The 14,694-nt window shown below is 70.6% G+C and carries 17 protein-coding genes; 6 read left to right on the top strand and 11 right to left on the bottom strand.

Annotated elements, in window-relative coordinates; all coding sequences use genetic code 11:
• On the bottom strand, nucleotides 1-1,028 hold a 1,028-nt coding region (locus VFV89_RS23130), incomplete at its 3' end, for an MFS transporter (protein WP_329708348.1).
• Nucleotides 1,029-1,059: 31 nt separating this feature from the next.
• Between VFV89_RS23130 and VFV89_RS23125 the strand changes: the two genes are divergently transcribed.
• Entirely contained in the window at nucleotides 1,060-1,950 is an 891-nt protein-coding gene (locus VFV89_RS23125) for a DUF6910 family protein (protein ID WP_329708347.1), read from the top strand.
• A gap of 21 nt (nucleotides 1,951-1,971) precedes the next feature.
• On the opposite strand, the gene VFV89_RS23120 is transcribed toward VFV89_RS23125, so the two are convergent.
• The 3 genes from VFV89_RS23120 to VFV89_RS23110 form a co-directional block, all read right to left on the bottom strand.
• Nucleotides 1,972-2,553, bottom strand: a complete 582-nt coding sequence (locus VFV89_RS23120; RefSeq protein WP_329708346.1) for a peptidoglycan-binding domain-containing protein — start codon at nucleotides 2,551-2,553, stop codon at nucleotides 1,972-1,974.
• A 223-nt stretch (nucleotides 2,554-2,776) separates the two neighbouring features.
• Entirely contained in the window at nucleotides 2,777-4,585 is a 1,809-nt protein-coding gene (locus VFV89_RS23115) for a 3-hydroxybutyryl-CoA dehydrogenase (RefSeq protein ID WP_329708345.1), read from the bottom strand.
• 33 nt (nucleotides 4,586-4,618) lie between these two features.
• The gene (locus VFV89_RS23110) at nucleotides 4,619-5,164 is read right to left on the bottom strand and encodes a GNAT family N-acetyltransferase (protein ID WP_329708344.1); all 546 of its coding nucleotides are present in this window, start codon (nucleotides 5,162-5,164) and stop codon (nucleotides 4,619-4,621) included.
• On the opposite strand from VFV89_RS23110, the gene VFV89_RS23105 reads away from it, so the two are divergent.
• Nucleotides 5,163-5,969, top strand: coding sequence for an SMP-30/gluconolactonase/LRE family protein (locus VFV89_RS23105; RefSeq protein ID WP_329708343.1), 807 nt, complete (start codon nucleotides 5,163-5,165; stop codon nucleotides 5,967-5,969). The genes VFV89_RS23110 and VFV89_RS23105 overlap by 2 nt on opposite strands.
• A gap of 6 nt (nucleotides 5,970-5,975) precedes the next feature.
• Here VFV89_RS23105 and VFV89_RS23100 read toward each other — a convergent pair whose 3' ends face one another.
• Nucleotides 5,976-6,158, bottom strand: coding sequence for a VOC family protein (locus VFV89_RS23100; RefSeq protein ID WP_329708342.1), 183 nt, complete (start codon nucleotides 6,156-6,158; stop codon nucleotides 5,976-5,978).
• Between the two features lie 25 nt (nucleotides 6,159-6,183).
• Between VFV89_RS23100 and nucS the strand changes: the two genes are divergently transcribed.
• From nucS to VFV89_RS23085, 3 genes are all read left to right on the top strand, one after another.
• A complete protein-coding gene (gene nucS / locus VFV89_RS23095; RefSeq protein WP_329708341.1) occupies nucleotides 6,184-6,867 on the top strand; it encodes an endonuclease NucS in 684 nt (227 codons plus the stop codon).
• A 351-nt stretch (nucleotides 6,868-7,218) separates the two neighbouring features.
• Nucleotides 7,219-7,671, top strand: coding sequence for a hypothetical protein (locus VFV89_RS23090; protein WP_329708340.1), 453 nt, complete (start codon nucleotides 7,219-7,221; stop codon nucleotides 7,669-7,671).
• Between the two features lie 16 nt (nucleotides 7,672-7,687).
• Nucleotides 7,688-8,011 (top strand): DUF952 domain-containing protein, encoded by a 324-nt coding sequence (locus VFV89_RS23085; protein ID WP_329708339.1) that lies wholly within the window; start codon nucleotides 7,688-7,690, stop codon nucleotides 8,009-8,011.
• Nucleotides 8,012-8,018: 7 nt separating this feature from the next.
• On the opposite strand, the gene VFV89_RS23080 is transcribed toward VFV89_RS23085, so the two are convergent.
• From VFV89_RS23080 to VFV89_RS23055, 6 genes are all read right to left on the bottom strand, one after another.
• Nucleotides 8,019-9,626 carry a sulfatase gene (locus VFV89_RS23080; protein ID WP_329708338.1) on the bottom strand — a complete coding sequence of 536 codons (1,608 nt, stop codon included), beginning with the start codon at nucleotides 9,624-9,626 and terminating at the stop codon, nucleotides 8,019-8,021.
• A gap of 49 nt (nucleotides 9,627-9,675) precedes the next feature.
• The gene (locus VFV89_RS23075; protein ID WP_329708337.1) at nucleotides 9,676-10,602 is read right to left on the bottom strand and encodes an FAD-dependent oxidoreductase; all 927 of its coding nucleotides are present in this window, start codon (nucleotides 10,600-10,602) and stop codon (nucleotides 9,676-9,678) included.
• Nucleotides 10,603-10,611: 9 nt separating this feature from the next.
• Complete coding sequence (locus VFV89_RS23070; RefSeq protein ID WP_329708336.1) at nucleotides 10,612-11,154, bottom strand: ferritin; 543 nt, start codon at nucleotides 11,152-11,154, stop codon at nucleotides 10,612-10,614.
• A 20-nt stretch (nucleotides 11,155-11,174) separates the two neighbouring features.
• The gene (locus VFV89_RS23065) at nucleotides 11,175-11,363 is read right to left on the bottom strand and encodes a hypothetical protein (protein WP_329708335.1); all 189 of its coding nucleotides are present in this window, start codon (nucleotides 11,361-11,363) and stop codon (nucleotides 11,175-11,177) included.
• Nucleotides 11,364-11,429: 66 nt separating this feature from the next.
• Nucleotides 11,430-13,436, bottom strand: a complete 2,007-nt coding sequence (locus VFV89_RS23060; protein ID WP_329708334.1) for a protein meaA — start codon at nucleotides 13,434-13,436, stop codon at nucleotides 11,430-11,432.
• 52 nt (nucleotides 13,437-13,488) lie between these two features.
• Nucleotides 13,489-13,791 (bottom strand): STAS domain-containing protein, encoded by a 303-nt coding sequence (locus tag VFV89_RS23055; RefSeq protein WP_329708333.1) that lies wholly within the window; start codon nucleotides 13,789-13,791, stop codon nucleotides 13,489-13,491.
• Nucleotides 13,792-13,938: 147 nt separating this feature from the next.
• Between VFV89_RS23055 and VFV89_RS23050 the strand changes: the two genes are divergently transcribed.
• Complete coding sequence (locus VFV89_RS23050; RefSeq protein WP_329708332.1) at nucleotides 13,939-14,511, top strand: cob(I)yrinic acid a,c-diamide adenosyltransferase; 573 nt, start codon at nucleotides 13,939-13,941, stop codon at nucleotides 14,509-14,511.
• The last annotated feature ends 183 nt before the right edge of the window (nucleotides 14,512-14,694 follow it).

Raw genomic sequence — 14,694 nt, 5'->3', positions numbered from 1 at the left:
ATCATCGGCACGCGGCCGATCCGGTCGAACAGCGGGCTCAGCACGAGCGCGCCGACGAAGTTGCTGGCCGCGAAGACCGCGAGGTAGTACCCGGCCTGGCTGACGCCGAAGAACGTGCCCAGGGTGTCGCCGTAGGTGAAGAAGAACGCGTTGTAGAGGAACGCCTGGCCGATGAAGAGCGACAGGCACAGCACGGTGCGCTTGGGGTAGAGCGTGAACACCGTCTTGGCGATCAGCGGCAGGCCGATCGTCTTGCGCTGCCGGATCGTGATGGTGCCGTCCGTGGTCTCCGGGAGAGGTGCGCCGTACTGGTTGCCCACCGTGCGCTCGATGTCGTCCACGATGCGCTCGCCCTCGTCCTCGCGGCCGTGGATGAACAGCCAGCGGGGGCTCTCCGGCACGGTGCGTCGCACGACCAGGATGCCGACCGCCAGGATCGCGCCGAGGCCGAACGCGCTGCGCCAGCCCCACTCGGGGTTGACCAGGGTCGGGTCCAGCAGCGGGATCGTCAGGAGCGACCCGAGGGCGGCGCCGACCCAGAAGGAGCCATTGATCGCGATGTCGACCCGTCCCCGGAAGGCCTTGGGGATCAGCTCGTCGATCGCGGAGTTGATCGCGGCGTACTCACCGCCGATGCCGGCACCGGTGAGGAAGCGCGCGGCGAAGTACCACGTCGGGTTCATCGAGAACGCGGTCGCGACGGTGGCGACGGTGTAGACCGCCAGCGTCAGCAGGAACAGCTTCTTCCGGCCGAAGCGGTCGGTCAGCTGCCCGAAGAACAGTGCGCCCAGGCACGCACCGGCGACGTAGATCGAGCCGGCGAAGCCGATCTGCGAGCTGCTGAGGCCCAGGCCGGTGTCGCCGGACTTCAGGGCGTCCGACATCGAGCCGACGATCGTGACCTCGAGCCCGTCGAGGATCCAGACCGTCCCCAAGCCGATGACCACGAGCCAGTGCCAGCGCGCCCACGGGAGGCGGTCGAGGCGGGCCGGGATGTCGGTGGTGATGCGACCTGTCTGCACGCTCATGGACCGGCGGTACCCCTGAGACGATCCTCACATGAGGGTTCATCTGGCGGCTCGGACTCCGATGGTCTTCGCCGACGGCACGCCGGTGCGCGCCGCATCCGGGATCGCCCGGCACGGCGCGGGCTGGTTGGTCGTGCAGGACGACGCCACCCACGGCTGCGTCTGGCACGCGGGCGGCGGCCGGCCGCTGCGGCTGTTCCCACCCGTCGACGGCCACGACACCTTCGACGAAGCATCCGGCACCAAGGCACTCAAGCCGGACCTCGAAGCGGTCGTGGCGCTGCCGGACGGCCGGACGCTGGCCCTCGGCTCCGGCTCCACGCCGGCCCGGATGCGTGCGGTCCTGCTGTCCGAGCGAGCGGTGCTCGTGGCCGGGCTGGCACCGGTGTACGCCCGGATCACCGAGGTCCTCGACGTCCGCCCCGACCAGCTCAACCTCGAGGGCGCCTGTGTCGTGGGTGACTCTCTGCGGTGGTTCCAGCGCGGCCTGCCCTCCGCGGGGGCACCGACCGCGAGCGTCGACATCGCCCTCGACAGCATCCTCGCCGTGGCTTCGGGCCGGCCCGCATCGGTGCGGGTCTCGGGAGTGCGCCGCTACGACCTCGGCGCCGTCCGGGGGGTGGGGCTGGCGGTCACCGACGCGATCGCCCTCTCCGGTGGGCTCGTGCTGGTCAGCGCGGCAGCGGAGGACTCGCCGACGACGTACGACGACGGCCCGGTGGTCGGCTCGGCGCTCGCCCTGCTCGACGGCGACCGGGTGGTCGACGTGGCCGAGCTGCCGCCTCTTGACGGCCGGGTGGCGAAGGTGGAGGGGCTGGCCCTGGCCGGCTACCGCGACGACCTGCTCGACCTGGTCGCCGTGATCGACGCCGACGACCCCACCGTGCCGTCGCTGCTCCTGGACCTGACCGTCGAGAGCTAGTCGCTGTGGTGGGGAGCGACCTCAGCTCAGCTGCCCGATGACGCCACCCATGCAGAGCATGAAGCGGGTGTCGCCGGTGACCCGGCCGGTCTGGGTCTGGCCCTGGGCCTTCTGGTACAGCTTCACCACCGCGGTCGTCTGGGGACCGAAGTCACCGTCGACCACGATCGTGCCGCCTGCGGCGCGCAGCGCCCGCTGGAGGACGACGACCGCATGGCCGTGGGCGCCCTCGGCCAGCTGCCGGTCGGGGAGCTGGCACCCGAAGAGCAGCGTCCACATGCCGTTGTTGATCCGGAACGGGTGCGGAGGCGGCCCGCCCTCGAAGTTCTTGACGATCTTCCAGACCGCTCGCCTGGTCTGCCGGCCGTAGTAGCCGTCGACCACCACCGGCCCGAGCCCCAGGTCGTTGAGCGAGCACTGCAGGGTGCGGACCGCGGGCTTGCGGTCGCCCAGCTGCAGGATCGGGTACGACGGCAGCGTGCGCCGGCACGACGCCTTCTCGGCCACCGGTGCCTGCGCGGCCTCGGCCGGTGCCACCACCAGCAGCGCCGCGACAGCCGGGAGCAGCACGACGAACGCGAGGACACGGCGTAGGGACGTCATGCCCATGAGACCACCGCATGCTGCTTGAGGTTGTCCATGGCCCAGAATGGCCATGGTTTACGGAGGTACCAGCACCAGCCTGCGAGGTTTCGAGACGCTTGCTGCGCAAGCTCCTCAACCACCGTGGTTCAACGTCAGTGCTGACCGGAGGTGCGAGCGCAGCGAGCCCTGCGAAGCGAAGCGAGCGCGCCTCGTGATCGCGGGGTAGACAGCCTGCCGAAGCTCACGAGGGTAGACGAACCGTGTAGTCGCGGAAGCCGCGGCCGGTCTTGCGGCCGAGGTAGCCGGCGGTGACCAGGTGCTCGAGCAGCGGCGCCGGGGCGAAGCCCGGCTCGCGGAACTCGAGGTAGAGCTCTCGCTGGATGGCCAGCGAGACGTCGTTCCCGACCACGTCGAGCAGCTCGAAGGGGCCCATCGGCAGCGCACAGCCCTGCTTCATCGCGGTGTCGATGTCGTCGGCGGTCGCGTAGTGCGCCTCGAGCATCTTCACCGCGTCGTTGAGGTAGGGGAAGAGCAGGGCGTTGACGATGAACCCGGCCCGGTCCGCGCACGACACGGCGACCTTCCCGAGCTTGTCGCAGAGCGCACGGGTCGTCTCGGTGACGTCGTCGGCGGTCATGACGGTGGACACGACCTCGACGAGCTTCATCACCGGCGCCGGGTTGAAGAAGTGCATCCCGACGACGTCCTGGGGCCGGCCGGTGGCGCGGGCCAGCTCGATGACGGGCAGGGACGAGGTCGTCGTGGCCAGGATGACGCCCGGCTTGCAGATGTCGTCGAGGTTGGCGAACAGGGTCTTCTTGATCGTGAGGTCCTCAGCGATCGCCTCGACGACGAGATCGACGTCCGCGAGGTCGTCCAGCGAGACGGTGCCGACGATCTTCGCGAGCGCGCCCGCCTTGTCGTCCTCGGTGGCCCGGCCGCGCTGGATCTGCTTGTCGAAGCCGGTCGTGATCGCCGACAGCACGCCGTCGACCCGGTCCTGGCTCCGGCCGACGAACAGCACGTCGTACCCGACCTTGGCGAAGACCTCGACGATGCCGGAGGCCATGGTGCCGGTGCCGACCACGCCCACCCTCGCGATGTGGTGGTGGAGCTGTGGAAGGTCGTCCGCGCTCGGCGTGAGGTCGTCGGCCACCGTCACCGGGCTGTCGGGGCCGTCGTAGGTGTAGAAGCCGCGGCCAGTCTTGCGGCCGAGCATGCCCGCGGTGACCATCTGCTTGAGGATCGGCGAGGGAGCGTGCAGGCGGTCCCGGCCCTGGCGGTACATCGTCTCGAGGATCTCGTAGGCCGTGTCCAGGCCGATTAGGTCGAGCAGCTGCAGCGGCCCCATGGGGTAGCCACAGCCGAACCGCATCGCCGCGTCGATGTCCTCGCGGGTCGCGTAGTGGCCCTCGAACATCGCGACCGCGTGGTTGAGGTAGCCGAACAGCAGCGTGTTGGCGATGAAGCCGGCCTTGTCACCGCAGACGACCGGGTTCTTCCCCAGCCCCTCGACGAGGCGCGTGACGTCCTCGAGCACCTGCGGCTCGGTCACCACCGTGCGCACGATCTCGACGAGGTTCTGCACCGGCGCGGGGTTGAAGAAGTGGACGCCGATGACCCGGCCGGGGTGGGCGTTGGCGGTGGAGATCTCGGTGACGCTGAGACTCGAGGTGTTGGTGGCGAGGATCGCCTCGGGTGCAACGATGCCCTCGAGCTCGGCGAAGATCGCCTTCTTGACCTCGAGCGACTCGACGACCGCCTCGATGACGAAGTCCGCCTCGTGCAGGTCCTTCATCGTGGTGGTGAACGAGATCCGGCCCAGCAGCTCGGCCTGCTCGGCCTCGCTGAGCTTGCCGCGGCGAACCGCCCGGCCGGTGGAGTGCTCGAGGTGCTGGCGGCCCCGCTCGACGGCCTCGTCATTGAGCTCGACGCCGACCACGCTGAAGCCGTTGCGCGCGAAGACCTCGGCGATCCCGGCGCCCATCGTGCCGAGTCCGACGACACCGATCGTGCTGAAGGTCCGACCCACCGGGCCCTGCTCAGTCATGCGGCGGAGCCTACTGGCCCGGTTAGCGGGTGTTCACCTCAGTGCGACCTCCATCACGCACCTCTCGCCGTTGACCTCCAGGCCCAGCTCGCGCTCCTTCTCGCGGAGCCGGCGCTGATACGCCGCGAGCTCGGTCACCTCGGTGAAGCCCAGGCCGCGGTAGAAGGGGGCGTTCCACGGCACCTCGCGATAGGTACACAGGCTCAGCCGGTCGAACCCCTGCGCCCGGGCCTGCGCCATCGCGGCGCGGACCAGCGCCGCGCCGATGCCCTGGCCCTGGCGCTCGGGCAGGACCGAGACCTGCTCGAGGTGGGCGTGCCCGTCGATGACCAGGACGTGGACGAACCCCACGGGCGGGCTCTGCTCGTCGTCGGCCGCCACCAGCACGAACCCCGGCTCCAGCGCCCGCTGCCGGCCGTCCGTGGCGGGGCTGAGCAGGACCGGATGGATCGCCGGCCCGAAGTACGCCGCGAACTGCGGCCCGCCGGCGTCCTCGATGGCCGCGAGGTGGGCGAGGTCCGCGTCCCGGGCCGGCCGGACCCGATGAGTCCTGCACTCCTCGCCGGTCTCATCGGGCATGGCAGAGATCTTCGCGAAGGGCATCCGGATGGGCGAATCGCCGCGGTGGCACGACGGGCGGTTCTGGATGTGCGACTGGCTGGCCGGCGAGGTCCTCGCCTTCGCAGCCGACGGCTCCCACGAGATCGTGGCCCGGGTCGACGGGCTGCCGTTCTCGATCGACTGGCTGCCGGACGGGCGGCTGGTGTGCACCTCGCGTGCCGGCGTCCTGGCCGGCACCCCACCGGCCACCGCACTGGCGCCGTACGGCGCGGCGGGGCAGCCCTTCAACGAGATCGTGGTGGACGCGCACGGCAACTGCTGGGTGGACATGCCGGGCTCGATGCCGTGGGAGGAGCGCCGGCCCGGGATCGTGGCCGTGGTGCGGCCCGACGGCTCGTGGGAGCAGGTGGCCGACGACGTGTGGTTCCCCAACGGCATGGCGATCGTCGGCGACACGACCCTGGTCGTCGCCGAGTCGCACGCGGACCGGCTGACCGCATGGACCATCGCCCCGGACGGCACGGTCTCGGACCGCCGTGTGTGGGCCGAGCTCGCGTCGGACGAGGCGCCGGACGGCATCTGCGTCGACGCCTCGGGCGCGGTCTGGTACGCCTCGGTCCCCCAGCAGCACTGCGTCCGGGTCGCGGAAGGCGGCGGGATCCTCGAGACGGTGCCGGTGGACCGCGGCGCCTTCTCGTGCACGCTGGGCGGCGACGACGGCCGGACGCTCTTCGTCGTGGCCAACCACTACGGGCCCGAGGGCGCCTCGGACGGGGTGGTGTTCACCGAGCGGGTGACGGCTCCCCGCGCCGGACGTCCCTAGCCAGGCTCAGACCGTCCTCTGGACGAGCTCCACCGGGTGGCCGTCCGGGTCGACCACCCACGCCACCCGCAGCGTCCCGAGCCAGTCGTGCGGCTCGCTCATGGCGGTCGCGCCGTGCGCGAGCAGCCCGGCGTACGTCGCGTCGGTGTCGTCGACCCTGGTGCTGTAGAGGTTGGTCTGAGCGGGCACGTCGCCCACTGTAGATTCGGCCGGCGTGAGGCTCGTCGTCGCTCGCTGCCAGGTCGACTACGCGGGGCGGCTGACCGCCCACCTGCCGATGGCCAGCCGGGTGCTGATGATCAAGGCCGACGGCTCGGTGCTGGTCCACTCCGACGGCGGCTCCTACAAGCCGCTGAACTGGATGTCGCCGCCGTGCACCGTCCGCGAGGGGGTCTCCGAGGACGGCGTGGTCGAGTGGACGGTCACCGGCAAGGACGGTGACACGCTCCGGATCCTGCTCGAGGAGATCGAGCACGACTCCTCCCACGAGCTCGGCATCGACCCGGGGCTGCAGAAGGACGGCGTCGAGAAGCACCTCCAGGAGCTGCTGGCCGAGCACCCGGCCACGCTGGCCGAGGGGCTGACCCTGGTGCGCCGCGAGTACCCGACCGCCATCGGCCCGGTCGATCTGATGTGCCGCGACTCCGCCGGCCTCTCGGTGGCCGTGGAGATCAAGCGCCGCGGCGAGATCGACGGCGTCGAGCAGCTGACCCGCTACCTCGAGCTCCTCAACCGGGAGCCGCTGCTGACCACCAAGGGTCCGGTGCGCGGCATCTTCGCCGCCCAGCTGATCAAGCCCCAGGCCCGGGTGCTCGCCGAGGACCGCGGCATCACCTGTGCCGTCGTCGACTACGACGGCCTGCGCGGCATGGACGACTCCGAGCACCGGCTCTTCTGACCTGGGCGAGTCCCAGCCCCGGGTCGCCTGGCTTCGAGGCTCGGCCGTGAACGGCCTCGCACCTCAGCCACCGTGGTGGCAGGCCGCCGGTCGAGCCTGTCGAGACCCCCGCAGCGTGGGCACCCGCTGGTCCGCCGCCGGTCGAGCCCGTCGAGACCCCCGCAGCGTGGGCACCCGCTGGTCCGCCGCCGGTCGAGCCTGTCGAGACCCCCGCAGCGTGGGCACCCGCTGGCCCACGGTGGCTGAGGTGCGAAGGCGTTCTGCGCCTGAGCCTCGAAGCCCCCGCAGCGAAGGCACCCGGCATCGACACTTCCACCGCCGCCGAAGTGTCGGGCTCCTAGCGTTTGCTGCATGGACAACCCGGGCGTCGTGGTGGAGCAAGCGGTCGAGCAGTGCCTCGAGATCGCACAGACGTGGCTGGCCTGGGACGGCCGGCCGCTCGTGAGCGAGGACGGCGATCGGATCTACACCCCGCACAAGGCGGTGCGCCGGATCGGTGACCACATCATCGACCACCTCGCCGAGGTCGAGGCGCTCCTCGCCGGCGCCGAGACGATGCCGGACGAGTGGCACGCCAGCCTGGCAACCTTCGACAGCGACTGGGCCCGGTTCACCGAGCAGGACCTCGATGAGGCACGCCAGCGGCTGCGCCGGCTCGGCCGGACCTTCGCGCTGCGGATCACGGCTGCCGGAGAGGCCGAGTGGGACGCGCCGCGCACCCCCAACTGGACGCTGCGCGAGATCTGCGAGCACCTCACGGGACTCGTCTGGTACGCCGAGCAGGTGGGCCGGCTGCCACGCTGACTGCCACGATGGCCGCGTGCGGATCTACCACCTGGCCACGGTGAGCGATTGGGAGCGGGCGCAGGAGGACGGCGAGTACACGACGTCCACCCGCGGGGTGAGCCTGGAGCAGGAAGGGTTCATCCATGCCAGCCGCGCGGACCAGTGGGAGGGTGTCCGCGACCGCTACTACGCCGACGTCGAGGAGCCGCTGGTCCTGCTCGAGATCGACACCGGCCTGCTTGACGTCCAGTGGGTCGAGGAACCGCCCGCACCCGGGGTCGATGAGACCTACCCCCACATCTACGGACCGCTGAGGCCGTCGGCCGTCGTCGCGGTCACGCCGGTCAGGCCCCGCTGAGGGCGGCCTACTGGCAGGTCACGCCGGCGCAGTCGACCAGCTGGTCCAGGGCCGCGCGCAGGGTGTCCACCGCCCGGCGTCCGGCCGGCGTCATGGCGGCGTACGACGCGGCGTCGTCGGCCAGGAGGTTGTGCAGCTCGAAGGGGTCCTTGTTGAGGTCGTAGAGCTCCTCGTGCGGGAGGTGTGTGTAGCGGACCAGCTTGTAGCGTCCGTTGGTCACGCCCGTGAAGTCGTTGAGCTCGCTGGAGCGGTCGGGCTCGCTGTTGGGGTCCGTCGGCTCCTCCAACCCGTTCGCCGAGGTGGCGTTGGAGGGGGTGAGGGCCCGGCCGATCAGGTAGTACTTGCGCTGCAGCGGCGGTCCACCGTGCAGCCGCGGCAGCAGCGAGAGGCCGTCGACCTCCGGCGTCCGGGCGCCGGCGATCTGCGCGATGGTCGGGGCGATGTCGATGTTCCCGGCCACGTCGGCGATCGTCGACCCCGGCTCGATGCCCGGACCCCGGATGTAGAACGGCACCGCGACGTCGTTCTGGAACTGGGTGTACTTGCCGATCTCGCGGCGGTGGTTGCCCATGTGGTAGCCGTTGTCGCTGGTGAAGATGATGTAGGTGTTGTCCAGCGCATGCTGGTCGGCCAGCGCCTGGACCAGCTTCGCGACGGTCTCGTCGAGGGTCTGCACCGACCTGATCCGGTCGCGGAAGGTCCTGTCGATCGTCCTGACGTCGTGGTGGGTCAGCAGGGCCCGCTGCCGGGCGAGACCGAACTTGTCGGAGGTGTCGGCCTCGTCGAAGTCCGGCGTGCGCGGATACCTGGCGTCGGTGAAGGTCCCGGCCAGCGACCTCGGATAGGCGTACGGCGTGTGCGGGCTGTAGGACGCGTAGTAGATGAACTGCCCGCCGTCGGCGAAGTCGAAGCCGTCGCTGCCGTCGACCAGGTCGAGCGCTCGCTGCCCGAGCCAGGAGTCGAGGTAGTCGGTGTGGAAGTCATGGTCGACGTGGCCGTCGACGTTCAGCTTGTAGTGGTCCTGCGCGTAGGCGTTGCCCTGCACCGGGGAGGCCCACGAGTGCCATCCCGGCGGGACGTACTCGCGGAGCCTGGCCTTGCGGGTCTCGGAGAGGTGGCTGCCCGGGTGGTAGGGGTACTCGTTGAAGTACTTGCCCAGCATCGCGTTGCGGTAGCCGGCCTTGGACAGCCAGACCGCGAGGTCGTCGTCCTGCTTGGTCTGCTTCCAGCGGTCGTAGCCGCCCTCCGGCCAGGTGTTGCCGATGACCCCGTGGTTGTGCGCGTAGTCGCCGGAGAGGATCGACGCGCGCGAGGGGCAGCACGACGACTGCTCGACGTAGAAGTTGGTGAAGTCGGCGCCCTGGTCGCGGATCAGCCGGGTGGTGTTGGGCATGTACGGCATCAGCGACTTGTCGAGGTCGTCGGTCAGGATGAACACGACGTTCGGCCGCTTCTGTGCCGCCGGGGCCGGCTTGCCCTCCCCGCGGTCAGAGGCCAGGTGCGCCCCTTTGGTGCTTGGGCCCGAGGCCGCCCCGATGTCGCGCAGGCCGAGCGCCGCGAAGGCGAGCGCAGCGACCATGGCCAGCGCGATGGCGGCCAGTCGGGACCGGGACACCCGGCCGAGAGTACCGGCGGACCGGGGCTCGACCTGAATCGCAGGCCCGTCAGCCGATCAGCCCGGCCACCTCGTCTGCGCAGCCCCAGCTCAGGGTCACACCCGCGCCGCCGTGGCCGTAGCAGTGGACCACGTCGCCGACCCGCTCGAGGCGCACCGTGGGGCGCGCCGGCCGCAGGCCGACCCTGTGCCCGACCACCTCGGCACCGGCCAGCGCCGGCACCAACCGGAGCGCCCGGCGCAGGATCCCGGCGGCCACCTCGGGCGACGGCGTCCGGCTCCACTCCCCCTCGACATCGGTGCCGCCCACGACGATGTCGCGCGAGCGCGGGACGACGTACGTCGGCGCGTCGGCGTTCGTGTCGTCGAGCCACCAGCGCTCCAGCCCCACCTGCTCGACCAGCACCACCTGTCCCTGGACCGGATACACCGACGGGTCAGAGGCGAGGAACTTGGCCCCGATCCCGGAGCAGTCCACGACGGCGTCGGGGCCGCCGTCGCCGGTGCGGGGCAGACCGTGCAGGTTCAGCCGGGTGATCGAGCCGCCGCCCGCGAGGACCCGGCCGGCCAGCCAGTCGAGGTAGACCGGCATCTCGACCAGCGGCGCGGTGAACGCCCAGCCGCCGTCGTACCCGGCCGGCACGTCCACGGTCTCGTGCAGGTCGGGCACCGCGTCGGACCACCACGGCTTCTCCTCGCGGCTGGCCACCACCTCGGTGCCCTCGCGGAGCACGACTCCGCTCTCCGGGTGCTCGGCGCCGATCCGGGCGAGCTCGTCGTAGGTCGCGCGCGACCACGCCAGCACCCGATCCTGGGGCCAGGCGCGATAGGGGTACCAGATCGCGGCGGCGACCGCGGACGTCGTCTCGCGCGGCAGCTCCCGGGCGAGCACGTCCACCCGGTGGCCGGCCTCGAGCAGCCGGACCGCGCACGACAGGCCGACGACCCCGGCTCCGACGACGATCACCCTGCCCATGGCAGGAGGTTAGGACGTGCCCGTCCTGGCGCCCGCGATGCGCGGGGCGGTCGGGTCGGTGTCGAGGTCGCTGCCCTCTCGGGCGACGTACTCCTCGATGTCCTCGAGGTCGTCCTGATTGCGGGTCACGACGGCGAGCAGGTCGGACATCGTCGCGACCTCCTCGACCTGCTCCTTGATGAACCACTGGAGGAACTGCTCGGAGGCGAAGTCGGACTCCTCGCGTGCGATCCGCAGCAGGGCGTTGACCTGCTCGGTGACCCGCTTCTCCTGCTCGAGAGCCAGCGCGACCGGCGCGACCACGTCGGAGAACGAGCTCTGCGGGGCGTCGACACCCGGGATGACCACCTCGGAGTCGGTGTCGAGGAGGTAGCGCACCATCATCATCGCGTGGGCACGCTCCTCGACCGCCTGGTGGTAGAAGAACGCCGCCATCTGCGGCATCGTCATGGCGTCGTAGTGGATCGCGCAGGCGAGGTACTGGTTGTGAGCAGCCAGCTCGTTGCCGATCTGGGCGTTCAGCGCCGCCACGAAGCGATCTGCGGGCACCATGCCTCCTCTGCCGTGACGGGCTAGGCGGCCTTCTTCAACCGCTTCTTCGTGACCTTCTTGCCGTCCACGCGGACCAGCTTGCGCTTCCTGACCGTATACCCGTCAGGCAGCGTGCCCTCCTTGAGCATGCGCAGGGGGCAGCGTTCGCACCGCTTCTTCGACACGCAGCACTCCGTCTTCGGGAGCTTGCGCACCTTCCCCTTCGCCATGGAAGGTGAGACTAACGTAGGGAAGCCTTACCTTGGCAAGTGGCGCTGATCACGCCGAGTCGGCGCTCAGCTCAGCCCGTTGGCCCTCCGGATCACGTCCACGATGCCGCCCATGATCTCGGTGAGGCCGAAGTCCTTGGGGGTGTAGACCGCAGCCACGCCGGCTTCGAGGAGCTTGCGGGCGTCGGAGTCGGGGATGATGCCGCCGACGACCACCGGGACGTCCATCCCCTGCTCCCTCAGGCCGTCGAGGACGGCAGGCACGAGCTGCATGTGCGAGCCGGAGAGGATCGAGAGCCCGACGCACTGCACGTCCTCGGCCACCGCGGCGGAGACGATCTGCTCCGGGGTCAGCCGGATCCCCTGGTAGATCACCTCGAAGCCGGCGTCGCGCGCACGTACGGCGATCTGCTCGGCGCCGTTCGAGTGGCCGTCCAGCCCGGGCTTGCCGACCAGCAGCCGCAGCCGGCCGCCGAGCTCGTCGCCGGTCTCCTTGACTCGCTTCCGGACCGCCGCGAGCTGCTCGCCGGCCTGACCGGCCGACCGGGCCACCCCGACCGCGCCCGAGACACCGGTCGGCGCGCGGAACTCACCGAAGACCTCGCGCAGGGTTCCGGCCCACTCCCCCGTGGTCGCGCCGGCCCTTGCCGCGGCCAGGGTGGCGGTCATCAGGTTGGTGTCGGACCTCGCGTCCTCGGCCAGCTGCTGCAGCGCCTTCTCGACCTCGCCGGCGTCGCGCTGCGCCCGCCACGCCTCGACGCTGGCGATCGCTGCACGCTCGGCTTCGGGATCGGCGGTCTGGATCGCGGTGTCGAGGTCGGCGGTCAGCGGCGAGGGCTCGGTGGTCTCGAACCTGTTGACTCCGACGATGACCTCCTCGCCGGACTCGATCCGGGCGCGCCGGGCGGCGTGCGAGCTGACCAGCGCCTCCTTCATGTAGCCCGACTCGACCGCGGCGATCGCGCCGCCCATGGCCTGGACCCGGTCGATCTCGTCCTTGGCCGACGCAACCAGCTCGGCGACCTTGGCCTCGACGACGTGGGAGCCGTCGAAGATGTCGTCGTACTCCAGCAGGTCGGACTCGTAGGCCAGCACCTGCTGCATCCGCAGCGACCACTGCTGGTCCCAGGGGCGGGGCAGGCCGAGGGCCTCGTTCCAGGCCGGTAGCTGTACGGCGCGGGCGCGCGCGTGCTTGGACAGCGTGACGCCGAGCATCTCGAGCACGATGCGCTGGACGTTGTTCTCGGGCTGGGCCTCGGTCAGGCCGAGCGAGTTGACCTGGACGCCGTACCGGAACCTGCGCATCTTGGCGTCCTCGACGCCGTACCTCTCGCGGGTGATCTCGTCCCACAGCTCGACGAACGCGCGCATCTTGCACATCTCCTCGACCAACCGCACGCCTGCGTTGACGAAGAAGGAGATCCGGCCGACGACCTTCTCGAAGTCGGCGTCGTCGACCTGCCCGGAGCTCTTCACCTCGTCGAGGACGGCGATCGCGGTGCAGAGCGCGTAGGCGAGCTCCTGGGTCGGCGTGGCACCTGCCTCCTGCAGGTGGTAGCTGCAGATGTTGATCGGGTTCCACTTCGGGATCTGGTGGACCGTGTAGGCGATCAGGTCGCTGATCAGCCGCAGCGAGTGCTCCGGGGGGAACACGTAGGTCCCCCGGGAGAGGTACTCCTTGATGATGTCGTTCTGGGTCGTCCCGGCCAGCTGCGCGGCGACCTCCTCGGGCGTGAGGTCCGGGTTCTGCTCCTCGGCCACGACCTGGTAGAGCGCCAGCAGCCACATCGCGGGTGCGTTGATCGTCATCGAGGTGTTCATCTCGACCAGGGGGATGTCCCGGAAGAGCTTGCGCATCTCGCCGAGGTGCGGGACCGGTACGCCGACCTTGCCGACCTCACCGCGCGCGAGTGGCGACTCGGGGTCGTAGCCGGTCTGGGTAGGCAGGTCGAAGGCGACCGAGAGGCCAGTCTGGCCCTTGGCCAGGTTGCCGCGGTAGAGCGCGTTGGACGCCTCGGCCGTCGAGTGGCCGGCGTACGTGCGCATCACCCACGGACGGTCCTTCTCGGTCATCCTCCGAGGGTAGGGCGGTCCTTACTGCGAGGTAACCGTGCGACCGTGTGGCTTATCCGACATCCACCGCGTCGCTCGGCACGACGTCGACCACGCGGGCCAGGTGCGAGAGGTGCAGCATCCGGCGTACGGCGGGCGACGGCTGGCGCAGCGTCAGGTGGTGCCCGTCGCGGACCGCCTGGACGGTGGCGGCGGCGAGGACCCGGAGCGCGGTCAGGTCGGCGCTCTCCACGGCGCTCAGGTCGATGGCGACCTCGTCGTAGCTGTGGAGGAGGTCACGCACCGCAGTCCGCACCTGCATCGTGCTGCGCACGTCGAGGTCGCCGCTCAGGACGAGGACAGGTCCGTCGCTCATGATGTCCACGGGCATCTCCACGGTGTCGTGAGTCACACCACTATGACGTCCGAGCGCCGGGTTGGGTTGCTCGGCGCGCCGGGCTTTCGCCACACCGTGCCCCCTGAGGCCGGGGACCGTGCTCACCCCAACGGCTACTGTGCGCCCATGGTCAACCTGACCCGGATCTACACCCGGACCGGCGATGCCGGGCAGACCCGTCTCGGCGACAACTCGGTGGCCTCGAAGAACGACCTCCGCCTCCACGCGTACGCCGATGTCGACGAGGCCAACGCCCACATCGGACTCGCCGTGGCGGTCGGCGACCTCGAGCCCGACGTGGTCGCGGTGTTGACCCACGTCCAGAACGACCTGTTCGACGTCGGCGCCGACCTGTGCACCCCCGTGGTCCCCGATCCCGCCTACCCGCCGCTGCGCGTCGAGCAGTCCTACGTCGACCGCCTCGAGGGCTGGTGCGACCACTACAACGAGTCGCTGGAGGCGCTCCGCTCGTTCATCCTCTCCGGCGGCACCCCCGGCTCCGCCCACCTGCACGTCTGCCGCACCGTCGTCCGCCGCGCCGAGCGCTCGGCCTGGGCGGCCTACGACGAGCACGCCGAGACGATGAACAAGCTGGCGATCACCTACCTCAACCGGCTCTCCGACCTGCTGTTCATCCTGGCTCGCTACGCCAACCGCCAGCAGGGGGACGTCCTCTGGGTCCCGGGCGGCGAGAGGTAGGTCTGGGTCTTCGTTCGCGGCACCCCGGTCGGCCGCGGCGCCGGCGGGGTGGGGCTGCGCGCCGACAGGCGACGCCGTGTCGCGGGCGGCTGCTCCCAGCGTGGTCACCTCGCGCTGCCCGCGCCACGCCGCGCTTTTAGCGACGCGCAGCCCCGTCCCGCCGGTCCACGGCCGCGCAGCACC

The sequence above is a fragment of the Nocardioides sp. genome, from assembly GCF_036274455.1.
Classification (GTDB): Bacteria; Actinomycetota; Actinomycetes; order Propionibacteriales; family Nocardioidaceae; genus Nocardioides.
Note: the sequence above shows the minus strand (reverse complement) of the source record. Positions and strands in the feature narration are given on the sequence as shown.